Source organism: Stenotrophomonas sp. Y6 (assembly GCF_022436665.1).
In the GTDB taxonomy this organism is placed as follows: Bacteria; Pseudomonadota; Gammaproteobacteria; order Xanthomonadales; family Xanthomonadaceae; genus Stenotrophomonas; species Stenotrophomonas acidaminiphila_A.
Genome location: NZ_JAKUKB010000002.1, coordinates 117943 through 132950, shown reverse-complemented (window position 1 = coordinate 132950; position 15008 = coordinate 117943). Strand labels below are relative to the sequence as shown.

The following is a 15008-nucleotide window of genomic DNA, read 5'->3' as shown; positions in this document are numbered from 1 at the left end:
ATGTCCAAGGGTAAGTTCGAGCGTACCAAGCCGCACGTCAACGTCGGCACCATCGGCCACGTCGACCATGGCAAGACCACGCTGACCGCCGCGCTGACCAAGATCGGTGCCGAGCGTTTCGGTGGCGAGTTCAAGGACTACTCCTCGATCGACGCCGCGCCGGAAGAGAAGGCGCGTGGCATCACGATCTCGACCGCGCACGTCGAGTATGAATCCGCGACCCGCCACTACGCCCACGTGGACTGCCCGGGCCACGCCGACTACGTGAAGAACATGATCACCGGTGCGGCGCAGATGGACGGCGCGATCCTGGTGTGCTCGGCCGCTGACGGCCCGATGCCGCAGACCCGCGAGCACATCCTGCTGTCGCGCCAGGTCGGCGTGCCGTACATCGTCGTGTTCCTGAACAAGGCCGACATGGTGGACGACGCCGAGCTGCTCGAGCTGGTCGAGATGGAAGTGCGCGAGCTGCTGAGCAAGTACGACTTCCCGGGCGATGACACCCCGATCGTGCACGGTTCGGCCCGTCTGGCGCTGGAAGGCGACCAGAGCGACATCGGCGTGCCGGCGATCCTGAAGCTGGTCGATGCGCTGGACAGCTGGATCCCGACCCCGGAGCGCGACATCGACAAGCCGTTCCTGATGCCGGTGGAAGACGTGTTCTCGATCTCGGGCCGCGGCACCGTGGTGACCGGCCGTATCGAGCGCGGCATCATCAAGGTGGGTGACGAAATCGAAATCGTCGGCATCCGTCCGACCCAGAAGACCACCGTCACCGGCGTGGAAATGTTCCGCAAGCTGCTGGACCAGGGCCAGGCGGGCGACAACGCGGGCCTGCTGCTGCGCGGCACCAAGCGTGACGACGTGGAGCGCGGCCAGGTGCTGGCCAAGCCGGGTTCGATCACCCCGCACACCGAGTTCGAAGCCGAGGTGTACGTGCTGTCCAAGGACGAAGGTGGCCGTCACACCCCGTTCTTCAAGGGCTACCGTCCGCAGTTCTACTTCCGTACCACCGACATCACCGGCGCTGTGCAGCTGCCGGAGGGCGTCGAGATGGTGATGCCGGGCGACAACGTGAAGATGTCGGTCACGCTGATCAACCCGGTGGCGATGGACGAAGGCCTGCGCTTCGCCATCCGCGAAGGCGGCCGCACCGTCGGTGCCGGCGTCGTCGCCAAGATCACCAAGTAAGCCTGCAGTACCCGGCGGTAGTTGAGTCTGCCGCTGGTACGCGAATGGCGGGCCGGGAACCTCGGTCCGCCTTCGCCGTCTAAGGGACGTGAAACAAGCCAAGTCATACGCCAGTAGCTCAATTGGCAGAGCAGCGGTCTCCAAAACCGCAGGTTGGGGGTTCGAGTCCCTCCTGGCGTGCCACTTGCCACCTATCCAGTGACCTTGGTCGCGCCCGCAGCAAGAGTCGGATGAACAGCAAGATCGAGCATTCCAAGAGCGCCGCCTCCGGTGGCGATATGGTCAAGTACGTTGGCGCCGCCCTGCTGGTGCTGGCGGGCTTGTTCGTCTGGTTCTGGTTCTCCACTCCGGCGCGCGCGGTGCAGCTCGGTGCCTGGTCGGGTCAGCTGCGTGCGCTGGCCGTGGTCGTCGGCCTGGTCGCCGGCGGCGCGTTGTTCATGCTCACCGCCAAGGGCCACCAGGTCCGCGAGTTCCTTTCCGAGTCCCGGTTCGAGCTGCGCAAGGTCGTATGGCCGACCCGCCAGGAAGCCATCCGCATGACCTGGGTGGTGATCGTGGTCGTGATCGTGCTGAGCCTGCTGCTGGGTGGCTTCGACTTCGTGATCCAGAAGCTGACCCAGTGGTTCCTGGGGCGTTGAGGAGATAACAGTGAAACGTTGGTACGTCGTCCACGCCTATTCGGGCTTCGAGAAGTCGGTTGCCCAGGCCCTGCGTGACCGCATCGCCCGCGAGGGCATGGAGGAGCGTTTCGGCGACGTCCTGGTTCCGACCGAGGAAGTGGTGGAAATGCGCTCCGGCCAGAAGCGCCGTTCCGAGCGCAAGTTCTTCCCGGGTTACGTGCTGGTCCAGATCGAGACCCACGAGGAAGCCGGCATTCCGCGCATCGACAACGAAAGCTGGCACCTGGTCAAGGAAACCCCGAAGGTGCTGGGCTTCATTGGCGGCACCGCCGACCGCCCGCTGCCGATCCGTGACGACGAAGCCGCTGCCATCCTGGATCGCGTCCAGGAAGGCGTCGAGAAGCCGCGCCCGAAGGTGCTGTTCGAACCGGGCCAGATGGTCCGTGTCATCGACGGCCCGTTCAACGACTTCAATGGCGTGGTCGAGGAAGTCAACTACGAGAAGAGCCGCCTGCGCGTGTCGGTGCTGATCTTTGGTCGCGCCACCCCGGTCGAGCTCGAGTTCGGCCAGGTCGAAAAGGCGGTCTGAACCTTGCCGCCAGCCTGTTCAGGTTGGCGGCGTAAAAACTGCTAGAATTGCCGGCTCCCTGAAAGGGAGCTGAGACCAAAGGCCGCCGCGAGGTGGCCTTTGCCGCGATTCCAAGATTTCAAAACGCGATGCCGGGACGCGTGATTCCCGGTCCGATGGGGAGCCTGTTGTCGCAAGGCGCTAGCACCCGGAGAGCACTCAAATGGCAAAGAAAGTTGTCGGTTACATCAAGCTGCAGGTGAAGGCCGGTCAGGCCAACCCCTCGCCGCCGGTCGGTCCTGCGCTGGGTCAGCGCGGCCTGAACATCATGGAGTTCTGCAAGGCGTTCAATGCCGCCACGCAGAAGCTGGAGCCGGGTATCCCGGTGCCGGTGATCATCACGGCCTACTCGGACCGTACCTTCACCTTCATCACCAAGAGCACCCCGGCCACCGTGCTGCTCAAGAAGGCGGCGGGCATCACCTCCGGCTCCAAGCGCCCGAACACCGACAAGGTGGGCAAGGTCACCCGCAAGCAGCTTGAAGAAATCTGCAAGGCGAAGGAGCCGGACCTGACGGCTGCCGACCTGGACGCCGCCGTGCGTACGATCGCGGGCTCGGCCCGTTCCATGGGCCTGGTGGTGGAGGGTTAATCAGATGGCACAGACCAAGCGTGAGAAGGCCATCAAGGCCGCCGTCGTCCCGGGCAAGAGCTACGCCTTCGAGGACGCGATCAACATCCTGAAGACCGCCACCAAGGCCAAGTTCGTCGAGTCGATCGACGTCGCCGTGCGCCTGGGCGTGGACGCGAAGAAGTCCGACCAGCAGGTGCGCGGTTCGACCGTGCTGCCGGCCGGTACCGGCAAGTCGGTGCGCGTGGCGGTGTTCGCCCCGGCCGGCGCCAAGGCTGACGAAGCCCTGGCCGCGGGCGCCGAAGCCGTCGGCATGGACGACCTGGCCGAGAAGATGCAGGCCGGCGACCTGAACTACGACGTGGTCATCGCGACCCCGGACGCCATGCGCGTCGTCGGCAAGCTGGGCACCGTGCTGGGCCCGCGCGGCCTGATGCCGAACCCGAAGGTCGGCACCGTTTCCCCGAACCCGGGCGAAGCCGTGAAGAACGCCAAGTCGGGCCAGGTCCGTTACCGCACCGACAAGGCCGGCATCATCCACTGCACCATCGGCAAGGCCAGCTTCGACAACGCCGCGCTGCAGTCGAACCTGCAGGCGCTGCTGCTGGACCTGATCAAGGCCAAGCCGGCCACCTCGAAGGGCACCTACCTGCAGAAGGTTTCGGTCAGCTCGACGATGGGCCCGGGCGTCACCGTCGACCAGTCGTCGCTGACCCTGAAGTAATTGTTTCAAGCGGATGCGGCACCCTGTGCCGTGTCCGTCATTTTGAAGGCGCCGAGCCGGTTTTTCCGGCCCGGTAGCCGTCAAAGACCGCAGGCGCGGTCAGCGCATACCGGCGACGGGCACGGACGCTCGATCTGGCAAGGAGTCGCCGCCGGCATAGCGGGATCGCTTAATCGATTCCCCGGAATCACCCTGCGTAGATGGTGCCGCCCTTCTGGAGTTTTTCTGGTTCACGCAGGTCTGGGATTCCCCGGGCCGGCACACTCCAGGTCTGGAATGGCCACCACCGGAGCGTCACCCCGATGCTCCCGGCGTCTAGGATGGATGCCGCACAGGACCGCACACGGCAGGAGCCGTAAGCGGAGTTCAATTGGAGGAGTGCAATGGCTCTCAATCTGTCCCAGAAGCAAGAAGTAGTCGCCGAACTGGCAGACGTCGCCGCCAAGGCCCACTCCTTGATCGCAGCCGAATACGCTGGCACCACGGTCGCCCAGATGACCGCGATGCGCAAGCAGGCCCGCGAAACCGGCGTTTTCTTGAAGGTTGTCAAGAACACGCTGGCCGCGCGCGCCGTCGAAGGCACCGATTTCGCAGTCGCTAAGGACCAGATGGTCGGTCCGCTGCTGTATGCGTTTTCGCTCGAGGAGCCCGGCGCCGCCGGTCGCCTGATCAAGGATGCCGCCAAGGGCAACGACAAGCTGCAGGCGAAGATCGTGGCCGTGGGTGGCGAAGTCTACCCGCCGAGCCACGTCGATGTGCTGGCATCGCTGCCGACCCGTGATCAGGCCCTGGCCATGCTGGCCCGCGTCCTGACCGAGCCGGTCACCATGTTCGCGCGCGCCGTCAAGGCTGTTGGTGAGAAGCAGAACGGTGGTGCGGCTGTCGAAGCTGCCGAGCCGGCCGCTGAAACCGCCTGAGTTCGACGTTTCCGTGGTTCTGAATAGAACCTCAACCCAGAATATTTTCCAAAGGTAATCAAAATGTCCCTTACCAACGAACAGATCGTCGACGCCATCGCCGAGAAGTCCCTGATGGAAGTGATGGAGCTGGTCAAGGCCATCGAAGACAAGTTCGGCGTTTCCGCCGCTGCCCCGGTCATGGCCGTCGCCGCTGCCGGCCCGGCCGCTGCCGTGGAAGAGCAGACCGAGTTCAACGTCATCCTGAAGGATGCCGGCGCCAAGAAGGTCGAAGTGATCAAGGCCGTGCGCGCCATCACCGGCCTGGGCCTGAAGGAAGCGAAGGATCTGGCCGAGGCCGGTGGCGTCGTGAAGGAAGGCGCTTCGAAGGAAGACGCCGAGAAGTTCAAGAAGGAACTGGAAGCCGCCGGCGCCACCGTCGAGCTGAAGTAAGCAGTTCCCTTGCGTCGCCATCGAATCACGGCGATGCAGCCAGGGCTGGGGGCCTAAAGCCCCCGGCCTTTGGTCGTTGTAGAGCCGGGCATGCCCGGTGCGGTGAAAAGCCCAACACGGGCTGCGTTCCAACCCCGGCCGGCCCGCGCATCGCGCGGCGGGCAGGGCGGCAGGCAGACGAGTTGGCAGTTGGAAGTAGCGGGAGAAGGCGTGCTGGTGCCGGCAATACCAGCGACTTCCAACTGACAATTTAAAAGTTCCCTTCCGGGTCGTGGACGCACGGCCCGCACAACAAGGTGGAAGATCCCATGACGTCCTATTCGTACACCGAAAAAAAGCGCATCCGCAAGGATTTCGGCAAGCAGCGCTCGATCCTCGAGGTGCCGTTCCTGCTCGCCATCCAGGTCGACTCGTACCGCGAGTTCCTGCAGGAGAACGTTGACCCGGCCAAGCGCTCCGACCACGGCCTGCACGCCGCGCTGAAGTCGGTGTTCCCGATCTCCAGCTACAGCGGCAATGCCGCCCTGGAGTACGTGGGCTACAAGCTGGGCGAGCCGGTGTTCGACGAGCGCGAGTGCCGCCAGCGCGGCATGAGCTACGGCGCGCCGCTGCGCGTGACCGTGCGCCTGGTCATCTACGACAAGGAATCGTCCACCAAGGCGATCAAGTACGTGAAGGAGCAGGAGGTCTACCTCGGCGAAATCCCGCTGATGACCGACAACGGCACCTTCATCGTCAACGGTACCGAGCGCGTCATCGTGTCGCAGCTGCACCGTTCGCCGGGCGTGTTCTTCGACCACGACCGCGGCAAGACCCACAGCTCGGGCAAGCTGCTGTACAGCGCCCGCATCATTCCCTACCGCGGTTCCTGGCTGGACTTCGAGTTCGACCCGAAGGACGCGCTGTTCACCCGCATCGACCGCCGCCGCAAGCTGCCGGTGTCGATCCTGCTGCGCGCGCTCGGCTACAACAACGAAGAAATGCTCAACGAGTTCTTCGACATCAACACCTTCCACATCCTGCCGGAAGGCGAGGGTGTGCAGCTGGAGCTGGTGGCCGAGCGCCTGCGCGGTGAAACCCTGGGCTTCGACCTGGCCGATGGCGACAAGGTCATCGTGGAAGCCGGCAAGCGCATCACCGCGCGCCACGTCAAGCAGCTGCAGGCCTCGGGCATCGCCGCGCTGGCCGTGCCGGACGACTACCTGGTCGGCCGCATCCTGTCGCACGACGTGGTCGACGCCAACACCGGCGAGCTGCTGGCCCAGGCCAACGACGAGATCACCGAAGAGCAGCTGCAGAACTTCCGCAAGGCCGGCGTGGACGCGGTCGGCACCCTGTGGGTGAACGACCTGGACCGCGGTCCGTACCTGTCCAACACCCTGCGCATCGACCCGACCAAGACCCAGCTCGAGGCCCTGGTCGAGATCTACCGCATGATGCGCCCGGGCGAGCCGCCGACCAAGGACGCCGCGCAGAACCTGTTCCACAACCTGTTCTTCACCTTCGAGCGCTACGACCTGTCCACGGTCGGCCGCATGAAGTTCAACCGCCGCGTCGGCCGCAAGGAAGTCACCGGCGAAGCCGTGCTGTACGACAGCAAGTACTTCGGCGAGCGCAACGACGAAGAGTCCAAGCGCCTGGTTTCCGCGCACGGCGACGGCTCGGACATCCTCGACGTGATCAAGGTCCTGACCGAGATCCGCAACGGCCGTGGCGTGGTGGACGACATCGACCACCTGGGCAACCGCCGCGTGCGTTCGGTCGGCGAAATGGCCGAGAACGTGTTCCGCGTGGGCCTGGTCCGCGTCGAACGCGCGGTCAAGGAGCGCCTGTCGATGGCCGAGTCCGAAGGCCTGACCCCGCAGGAGCTGATCAACGCCAAGCCGGTCGCCGCGGCCATCAAGGAATTCTTCGGTTCCTCGCAGCTGTCGCAGTTCATGGACCAGAACAACCCGCTGTCGGAAGTGACCCACAAGCGCCGCGTCTCGGCACTGGGCCCGGGCGGCCTGACCCGCGAGCGCGCCGGCTTCGAAGTGCGCGACGTGCACCCGACCCATTACGGCCGCGTCTGCACCATCGAAACCCCGGAAGGCCCGAACATCGGCCTGATCAACTCGCTGGCGGTGTTCGCCCGCACCAACCAGTACGGCTTCCTCGAGACCCCGTACCGCAAGGTCGTGGACGGCAAGGTCACCGACGACGTCGAGTACCTGTCGGCGATCGAGGAGAACGAGTACGTCATCGCCCAGGCCAACGCCCTGACCGATGCCAAGAACATGCTCACCGAGCAGTTCGTGCCGTGCCGTTACCAGGGCGAGTCGCTGCTGAAGCCGCCGGCGGAAGTGCATTTCATGGACGTCTCGCCGATGCAGACCGTGTCGGTCGCCGCGGCGCTGGTGCCGTTCCTGGAGCACGATGACGCCAACCGCGCACTGATGGGCGCGAACATGCAGCGCCAGGCCGTTCCGACCCTGCGTGCGCAGAAGCCGCTGGTCGGCACCGGCATCGAGCGCGCCGTGGCGCGTGACTCGGGCGTGACCGTGAATGCCCGTCGCGGTGGCGAGATCGTGCAGATCGACGCCGGCCGCATCGTGGTCAAGGTCAACGAGAACGAGATCACCGACGCCACCGACGCCGGCGTCGATATCTACAACCTGATCAAGTACACCCGCTCCAACCAGAACACCTGCATCAACCAGCGTCCGCTGGTGAAGGTGGGTGACGTCATCGCCCGCGGCGACGTGCTGGCCGACGGTCCGTCGACCGACATCGGCGAACTGGCCCTGGGCCAGAACATGCTGATCGCGTTCATGCCGTGGAACGGCTACAACTTCGAAGACTCCATCCTGCTCTCCGAGCGCGTGGTGGAAGAGGATCGCTACACCACGATCCACATCGAGGAGCTGACCTGCGTCGCGCGCGACACCAAGCTGGGGCCGGAGGAAATCTCGGCCGACATCCCGAACGTCTCCGAGCAGGCGCTGAACCGCCTGGACGAGAGCGGCGTGGTGTACATCGGTGCGGAAGTCCGCGCCGGCGACATCCTGGTGGGCAAGGTCACGCCGAAGGGCGAGAGCCAGCTGACCCCGGAAGAGAAGCTGCTGCGCGCGATCTTCGGCGAGAAGGCGTCCGACGTTAAGGACAGCTCGCTGCGCGTGCCGCCGGGCATGGACGGCACCGTCATCGACGTGCAGGTCTTCACCCGCGACGGCATCGAGAAGGACAAGCGCGCGCGCCAGATCGAAGAGAACGAGATCAAGCGCGTCAAGAAGGACTTCGACGACCAGTTCCGCATCCTGGAAGCGGCGATCTACGCGCGCCTGCGTTCGCAGATCGTGGGCAAGGTGGCCAATGGCGGTGCCGGCCTGAAGAAGGGCGACACCATCACCGACGCCTTCCTGGACGGCCTGAAGAAGGCCGACTGGTTCACCCTGCGCATGAAGGACGAGGACGCTTCGGAAGCCATCGAGCGCGCCCAGAAGCAGATCCAGGCGCACGAGAAGGAGTTCGAGCGCCGCTTCGCCGACAAGCGCGGCAAGATCACCCAGGGCGACGATCTGGCCCCGGGCGTGCTGAAGATGGTCAAGGTGTTCCTGGCGGTGAAGCGCCGCATCCAGCCGGGCGACAAGATGGCAGGCCGCCACGGCAACAAGGGTGTGGTCTCCAACGTGGTGCCGGTCGAGGACATGCCGTACATGGCCGACGGTACCTCGGTGGACATCTGCCTGAACCCGCTGGGCGTGCCGTCGCGCATGAACATCGGCCAGATCCTCGAAGTGCACCTGGGCTGGGCCGCCAAGGGCCTGGGCAAGCGCATCCAGAAGATGCTGGAGCAGCAGCGCGCGGTGAGCGAGCTGCGCGAGTTCCTCGGCAAGATCTACAACCACGACAGCAAGCTGTCCGGTGATCGCGTCGACCTGTCGCAGTTCAGCGACGAGGAGCTGGTGGCGCTGGCCAGGAACCTGACCGACGGCGTGCCGATGGCGACCCCGGTGTTCGACGGCGCGCACGAGGACGAGATCCGCGAGATGCTGAACCTGGCATACCCGGATGGCGACAAGGACACCGAGCAGCTGGGCTTCAACGCCAGCAAGACGCAGATGCAGCTGTACGACGGCCGCACCGGCGAGGCGTTCGACCGCAAGACCACCGTCGGCTACATGCACTACCTGAAGCTGAACCACCTGGTCGACGACAAGATGCACGCCCGTTCGACCGGTCCGTACTCGCTCGTCACCCAGCAGCCGCTGGGCGGCAAGGCGCAGTTCGGCGGCCAGCGCTTCGGTGAGATGGAAGTCTGGGCGCTGGAAGCCTACGGCGCGGCCTACACCCTGCAGGAAATGCTGACGGTGAAGTCCGACGACGTGCAGGGCCGCAACCAGATGTACAAGAACATCGTCGACGGCGAGCACGAGATGGTCGCGGGCATGCCGGAGTCCTTCAACGTGCTGGTGAAGGAAATCCGCTCCCTGGCCATCAACATGGAACTGGAAGACAACTGATCGAGCAGGCGCCGCCGCAGTGATGCGGCGGCGCCGCCGGCAGCGCCCTGACAGCCCATCGACACAGCATTCCTCCTTTCGGAGAACACCATGAAAGACCTGCTCAATCTCTTCAACCAGCAGCGCCAGACGCTGGACTTCGACGCGATCAAGATCGGCCTGGCTTCGCCGGACCTGATCCGCTCCTGGTCCTTCGGCGAGGTGAAGAAGCCGGAAACCATCAATTACCGCACCTTCAAGCCGGAACGCGACGGCCTGTTCTGCGCCGCCATCTTCGGCCCGGTGAAGGACTACGAGTGCCTGTGCGGCAAGTACAAGCGCATGAAGCACCGCGGCGTCGTGTGCGAGAAGTGCGGCACCGAAGTGACCCTGGCCAAGGTGCGCCGCGAGCGCATGGGCCACATCGACCTGGCTTCGCCGGTCGCGCACATCTGGTTCCTCAAGTCGCTGCCGTCGCGCATCGGCCTGATGCTGGACATGACCCTGCGCGACATCGAGCGCGTGCTGTACTTCGAAGCGTACGTGGTGACCGAGCCGGGCCTGACCGCCCTGGAGCGCCGCCAGCTGCTGACTGAAGAGCAGTACCTGCAGGCGCGCCAGGAGCACGGTGACGACTTCGACGCCGCCATGGGCGCCGAGGCCGTGTACGAGCTGCTGCGCACCATCGACCTGCAGGCCGAGATGGTGAAGCTGAAGGAGGAGATCGCCTCCACCGGTTCGGAAACCAAGCTCAAGCGCCTGACCAAGCGCATCAAGCTGGTCGAGGCCTTCCTGGAATCGGGCAACCGTCCGGAATGGATGGTCATGACCGTGCTGCCGGTGCTGCCGCCGGACCTGCGCCCGCTGGTGCCGCTGGACGGTGGCCGCTTCGCGACCTCCGACCTGAACGACCTGTACCGCCGCGTCATCAACCGCAACAACCGCCTGCGCCGCCTGCTGGAGCTCAACGCGCCGGACATCATCGTGCGCAACGAAAAGCGCATGCTGCAGGAATCGGTTGACGCGCTGCTGGACAACGGCCGCCGCGGCCGTGCCATCACCGGCACCAACAAGCGCCCGCTCAAGTCGCTGGCCGACATGATCAAGGGCAAGCAGGGTCGCTTCCGCCAGAACCTGCTCGGCAAGCGCGTGGACTACTCCGGCCGTTCGGTGATCACCGTCGGTCCGTACCTGAAGCTGCACCAGTGCGGCCTGCCGAAGAAGATGGCGCTGGAGCTGTTCAAGCCGTTCGTGTTCGCCAAGCTGCAGCGTCGCGGCCTGGCCACCACCATCAAGGCCGCCAAGAAGCTGGTCGAGCGCGAGGAAGGCGAGGTCTGGGACATCCTGGAAGAAGTCATCCGCGAGCATCCGGTGCTGCTGAACCGCGCGCCGACCCTGCACCGCCTCGGCATCCAGGCGTTCGAGCCGCTGCTGATCGAAGGCAAGGCGATCCAGCTGCACCCGCTGGTCTGCACCGCGTTCAACGCCGACTTCGACGGTGACCAGATGGCCGTGCACGTGCCGCTTTCGCTGGAAGCCCAGCTGGAAGCGCGTGCGCTGATGATGTCCACCAACAACATCCTGTCGCCGGCCAACGGCGAGCCGATCATCGTGCCGTCGCAGGACGTGGTGTTGGGCCTGTACTACCTCAGCCGCGCCCTGATCAACAAGAAGGGCGAGGGCATGGTGTTCGCCAACACCAACGAAGTGAAGCGCGCCTACGACAACCGCGTGGTCGAGCTGCACGCCAAGGTCAAGGTGCGCATCACCCAGGTCGAGCGCGACGAACAGGGCAACAAGGTCAGCAGGACCTCGATCCAGGACACGACCGTCGGCCGTGCGCTGCTGAGCGAGATCATGCCCGAGGGCCTGCCGTTCGAGCTGTGCAACACCGAGATGACCAAGAAGAACATCTCGCGCCTGATCAACCAGAGCTACCGTCTGCTCGGCCTGAAGGACACCGTGGTGTTCGCCGACAAGCTGATGTACACCGGCTACGCCTACGCGACCCGCGCCGGCGTGTCGATCGGCATCGACGACATGCTGATCCCGGACGAGAAGAAGGGCATCCTGGGCGAAGCCGAGCAGGAAGTGCTGGAAATCCAGGAGCAGTACCAGTCGGGCCTGGTCACCGCCGGCGAGCGCTACAACAAGGTGGTCGACATCTGGTCGCGTACCAACGAGCGCATCGCCAAGGCGATGATGGAAACCATCGGTACCGAAAAGGTCGAGGACGCCGAGGGCAAGCTGGTCGACCAGAAGTCGATGAACTCGCTGTACATCATGGCCGACTCCGGCGCCCGTGGTAGCCAGGCGCAGATCCGCCAGCTGGCCGGCATGCGTGGCCTGATGGCCCGTCCGGATGGCTCGATCATCGAGACGCCCATCAAGGCGAACTTCCGCGAAGGCCTGAACGTGCAGGAGTACTTCAACTCCACCCACGGTGCCCGTAAGGGTCTGGCCGATACCGCGCTGAAGACCGCGAACTCCGGTTACCTGACCCGCCGCCTGGTCGACGTGGCGCAGGACGTGGTGATCACCGAAGTCGACTGCGGCACCGTCGATGGCCTGACCATGACCCCGATCGTGGAAGGCGGCGACGTGGTCGAGCCGCTGAAGGACCGCGTGCTGGGCCGCGTCGTGGCCGAGGACGTGTTCCTGCCGGGCAACGACGAGGATCCGATCGTCACCCGCAACACGCTGCTCGACGAAGCCTGGGTGCAGAAGCTCGAGGACGCCGGCGTGCAGTCGATCAAGGTGCGCTCGACCATCACCTGCGAAAGCTCGTTCGGCGTGTGCTCGCGCTGCTACGGCCGCGACCTGGCCCGTGGCCACCTGGTCAACATCGGCGAAGCGGTGGGCGTCATCGCCGCGCAGTCGATCGGTGAGCCGGGTACCCAGCTGACCATGCGTACGTTCCACATCGGTGGCGCGGCATCGCGTGCGGCGGCGGTGGACAACATCACCGTCAAGACCACCGGTTCGGTGAAGTTCAACAACCTCAAGCACGTCGACCACGCCAACGGTTCGCTGGTGGCGGTGTCGCGTTCGGGCGAAGTGTCGGTGCTCGACGCCCACGGCCGCGAGCGCGAGCGCTACAAGCTGCCGTACGGTGCCACCATCACGGTCAAGGACGGTGCCGAGATCAAGGCCGGCCAGACCGTGGCCAACTGGGATCCGCACAACCACCCGATCGTGTCGGAAGTGGCCGGCTTCATCCGCTTCATCGACTTCATCGACGGCGTCACCGTCATCGAGAAGACCGACGAGCTGACCGGCCTGGCCTCGCGCGAGATCACCGATCCCAAGCGCCGTGGCTCGCAGGCCAAGGACCTGCGTCCGCTGGTGCGCATCGTCGATGCCAAGGGCAACGACCTGACCATCCCGGGCACCGACCTGCCGGCGCAGTACCTGCTGCCGCCGCGCTCGATCGTCAACCTGCAGGACGGCGCCCCGGTGGGCGTGGGCGACGTGGTCGCCAAGATCCCGCAGGAAGCGTCCAAGACCCGCGACATCACCGGTGGCCTGCCGCGCGTGGCCGACCTGTTCGAGGCGCGCAAGCCGAAGGATCCGGCGATCCTGGCCGAGCGTTCGGGCATCATCAGCTTCGGCAAGGACACCAAGGGCAAGCAGCGCCTGATCATCAAGGACACCGATGGTTCCGAGCACGAGGAGCTGATTCCGAAGTACCGCCAGATCATCGTGTTCGAAGGCGAGCACGTCAGCCGCGGTGAAACCATCGTGGACGGCGAGCCGAGCCCGCAGGACATCCTGCGCCTGAAGGGCGTGGAGGAGCTGGCGCGCTACCTGGTCAAGGAAATCCAGGACGTTTACCGCCTGCAGGGCGTGAAGATCAACGACAAGCACATCGAAGTGATCTCGCGCCAGATGCTGCGCAAGGTCGAGATCGTCGACCAGGGCGGCAGCAAGTTCCTCAATGGCGAGCAGGCCGAGCGCCAGCGCGTGATCGAGGAAAATGCCAAGCTGGTGACCCGCAACGAGCTGCCGGCCCGCTTCGAGCCAGTGCTGCTGGGCATCACCAAGGCCTCGCTGGCGACCGAGTCGTTCATCTCGGCGGCGTCGTTCCAGGAGACCACCCGCGTGCTGACCGAGGCGGCCGTGCGCGGCACCGCGGACAACCTGCGCGGCCTGAAGGAAAACGTGATCGTCGGCCGCCTGATTCCGGCGGGTACCGGTCTTGCGTACCACACCAAGCGCCGTCGCGGCGCCTCCGGCCTGACCGAGTCGGAGATCGAGACCCTGGCCGGTACGGCAGTGGCGGTCGAGTCGGAGGTTGCGTCGGCTGAAGCTGAACAGGCTGCAGGCGGCGAGGAGTGAGGTAGGTCCGGCCATTGGCCGGGCGCTTTGAAGAACCGCCGGTCCGCCCGGGCCGGTGGTTCAACCTGAACGGGGTACATGGAGGCCCCCCTGTAACGGCCCGGGATCAGGGCTGGCCTGGAAGGGACGCGTTTGACTGCGTTCTGGACGGGTTGCTACAATCGTCTGTCTCGGCAGGCCTGAATTTCGGGCCTGCTTTCCATTTTCCGCATCTGGCCGTTTTTGCGGCCCCAATCAGAAGAACCTACTGATGGCGACGATCAACCAGCTGGTCCGCAAGCCGCGGCAAGCGACCACCTACAAGAGTGCCTCGCCGGCGCTCGACAAGTGCCCGCAGCGCCGTGGCGTCTGCACCCGTGTCTACACCACCACCCCGAAGAAGCCGAACTCGGCTCTGCGCAAGGTTGCCAAGGTCCGCCTGACCAACCAGGAAGAGGTCATTTCCTACATCGGTGGTGAAGGCCACAACCTGCAGGAGCACTCCGTGGTCCTGATCCGCGGCGGTCGCGTCAAGGACCTGCCGGGTGTGCGTTACCACACCGTTCGCGGCTCGCTCGACGCCGCCGGCGTCGCCAAGCGTCGCCAGGCCCGTTCCAAGTACGGCGCCAAGCGTCCGAAGGCCTAAGGAGAGAGCACTATGTCGCGTAAGGGTAATACTCCGCAGCGTTCCGTCCTGCCCGATCCGAAGCACGGAAGCGAAACCATCGCCCGCTTCATCAACATGGTCATGCAGAGCGGCAAGAAGTCGGTCGCCGAGAAGATCGTGTACGGCGCCATGGACGTGATCGGCGAAAAGAATCCGAATGCCATCGAGCTGGTGCAGAAGGCGCTGGACAACGTGGCTCCGGCCGTCGAAGTGAAGTCGCGCCGCGTCGGCGGCGCCACCTACCAGGTGCCGGTCGAAGTGCGCGCCTCGCGCAAGATGGCGCTGGCCATGCGCTGGCTGATCGAGTCGGCCCGCAAGCGCGGCGAGAACTCGATGCCGCGCAAGCTGGCCGCCGAGCTGCTGGACGCCTCGGAAAACCGTGGCGGCGCCATCAAGAAGCGTGAAGAAACCCACCGCATGGCGGAAGCGAACAAGGCGTTCGCGCACTACCGCTGGTGAG

Annotated in this window: 11 protein-coding genes and 1 tRNA gene; all 12 read left to right on the top strand. The window is 65.1% G+C overall.

Annotated features, from left to right (window positions below; genetic code table 11):
* The 12 genes from tuf to rpsG all read left to right on the top strand — a co-directional run bounded on the left by tuf (position 1) and on the right by rpsG (position 15007).
* Positions 1–1191 carry an elongation factor Tu gene (gene tuf, locus MKP15_RS03410; protein ID WP_056931948.1) on the top strand — a complete coding sequence of 397 codons (1191 nt, stop codon included), beginning with the start codon at positions 1–3 and terminating at the stop codon, positions 1189–1191.
* Between the two features lie 107 nt (positions 1192–1298).
* Positions 1299–1374, top strand: a tRNA-Trp gene (locus tag MKP15_RS03405).
* Between the two features lie 47 nt (positions 1375–1421).
* Complete coding sequence (secE, locus tag MKP15_RS03400; RefSeq protein WP_104938130.1) at positions 1422–1829, top strand: preprotein translocase subunit SecE; 408 nt, start codon at positions 1422–1424, stop codon at positions 1827–1829.
* Between the two features lie 10 nt (positions 1830–1839).
* Complete coding sequence (gene nusG, locus MKP15_RS03395) at positions 1840–2400, top strand: transcription termination/antitermination protein NusG (protein ID WP_056931950.1); 561 nt, start codon at positions 1840–1842, stop codon at positions 2398–2400.
* A 202-nt stretch (positions 2401–2602) separates the two neighbouring features.
* Positions 2603–3031 carry a 50S ribosomal protein L11 gene (gene rplK, locus MKP15_RS03390; protein WP_054663281.1) on the top strand — a complete coding sequence of 143 codons (429 nt, stop codon included), beginning with the start codon at positions 2603–2605 and terminating at the stop codon, positions 3029–3031.
* Between the two features lie 4 nt (positions 3032–3035).
* Positions 3036–3734 carry a 50S ribosomal protein L1 gene (gene rplA, locus MKP15_RS03385; RefSeq protein ID WP_054663283.1) on the top strand — a complete coding sequence of 233 codons (699 nt, stop codon included), beginning with the start codon at positions 3036–3038 and terminating at the stop codon, positions 3732–3734.
* Between the two features lie 383 nt (positions 3735–4117).
* Positions 4118–4651: a 50S ribosomal protein L10 gene (gene rplJ, locus MKP15_RS03380; RefSeq protein ID WP_240211780.1), complete on the top strand. Its 534-nt coding sequence runs from the start codon at positions 4118–4120 to the stop codon at positions 4649–4651.
* 63 nt (positions 4652–4714) lie between these two features.
* Positions 4715–5083: a 50S ribosomal protein L7/L12 gene (rplL, locus tag MKP15_RS03375; protein WP_054663288.1), complete on the top strand. Its 369-nt coding sequence runs from the start codon at positions 4715–4717 to the stop codon at positions 5081–5083.
* A gap of 308 nt (positions 5084–5391) precedes the next feature.
* Entirely contained in the window at positions 5392–9585 is a 4194-nt protein-coding gene (gene rpoB, locus MKP15_RS03370; protein WP_240211779.1) for a DNA-directed RNA polymerase subunit beta, read from the top strand.
* Positions 9586–9675: 90 nt separating this feature from the next.
* The gene (gene rpoC, locus MKP15_RS03365; RefSeq protein WP_161613295.1) at positions 9676–13902 is read left to right on the top strand and encodes a DNA-directed RNA polymerase subunit beta'; all 4227 of its coding nucleotides are present in this window, start codon (positions 9676–9678) and stop codon (positions 13900–13902) included.
* Between the two features lie 250 nt (positions 13903–14152).
* The gene (gene rpsL, locus MKP15_RS03360; RefSeq protein ID WP_004145320.1) at positions 14153–14527 is read left to right on the top strand and encodes a 30S ribosomal protein S12; all 375 of its coding nucleotides are present in this window, start codon (positions 14153–14155) and stop codon (positions 14525–14527) included.
* 12 nt (positions 14528–14539) lie between these two features.
* Positions 14540–15007, top strand: a complete 468-nt coding sequence (rpsG, locus tag MKP15_RS03355) for a 30S ribosomal protein S7 (protein ID WP_104938134.1) — start codon at positions 14540–14542, stop codon at positions 15005–15007.
* Position 15008 lies beyond the last annotated feature (1 nt).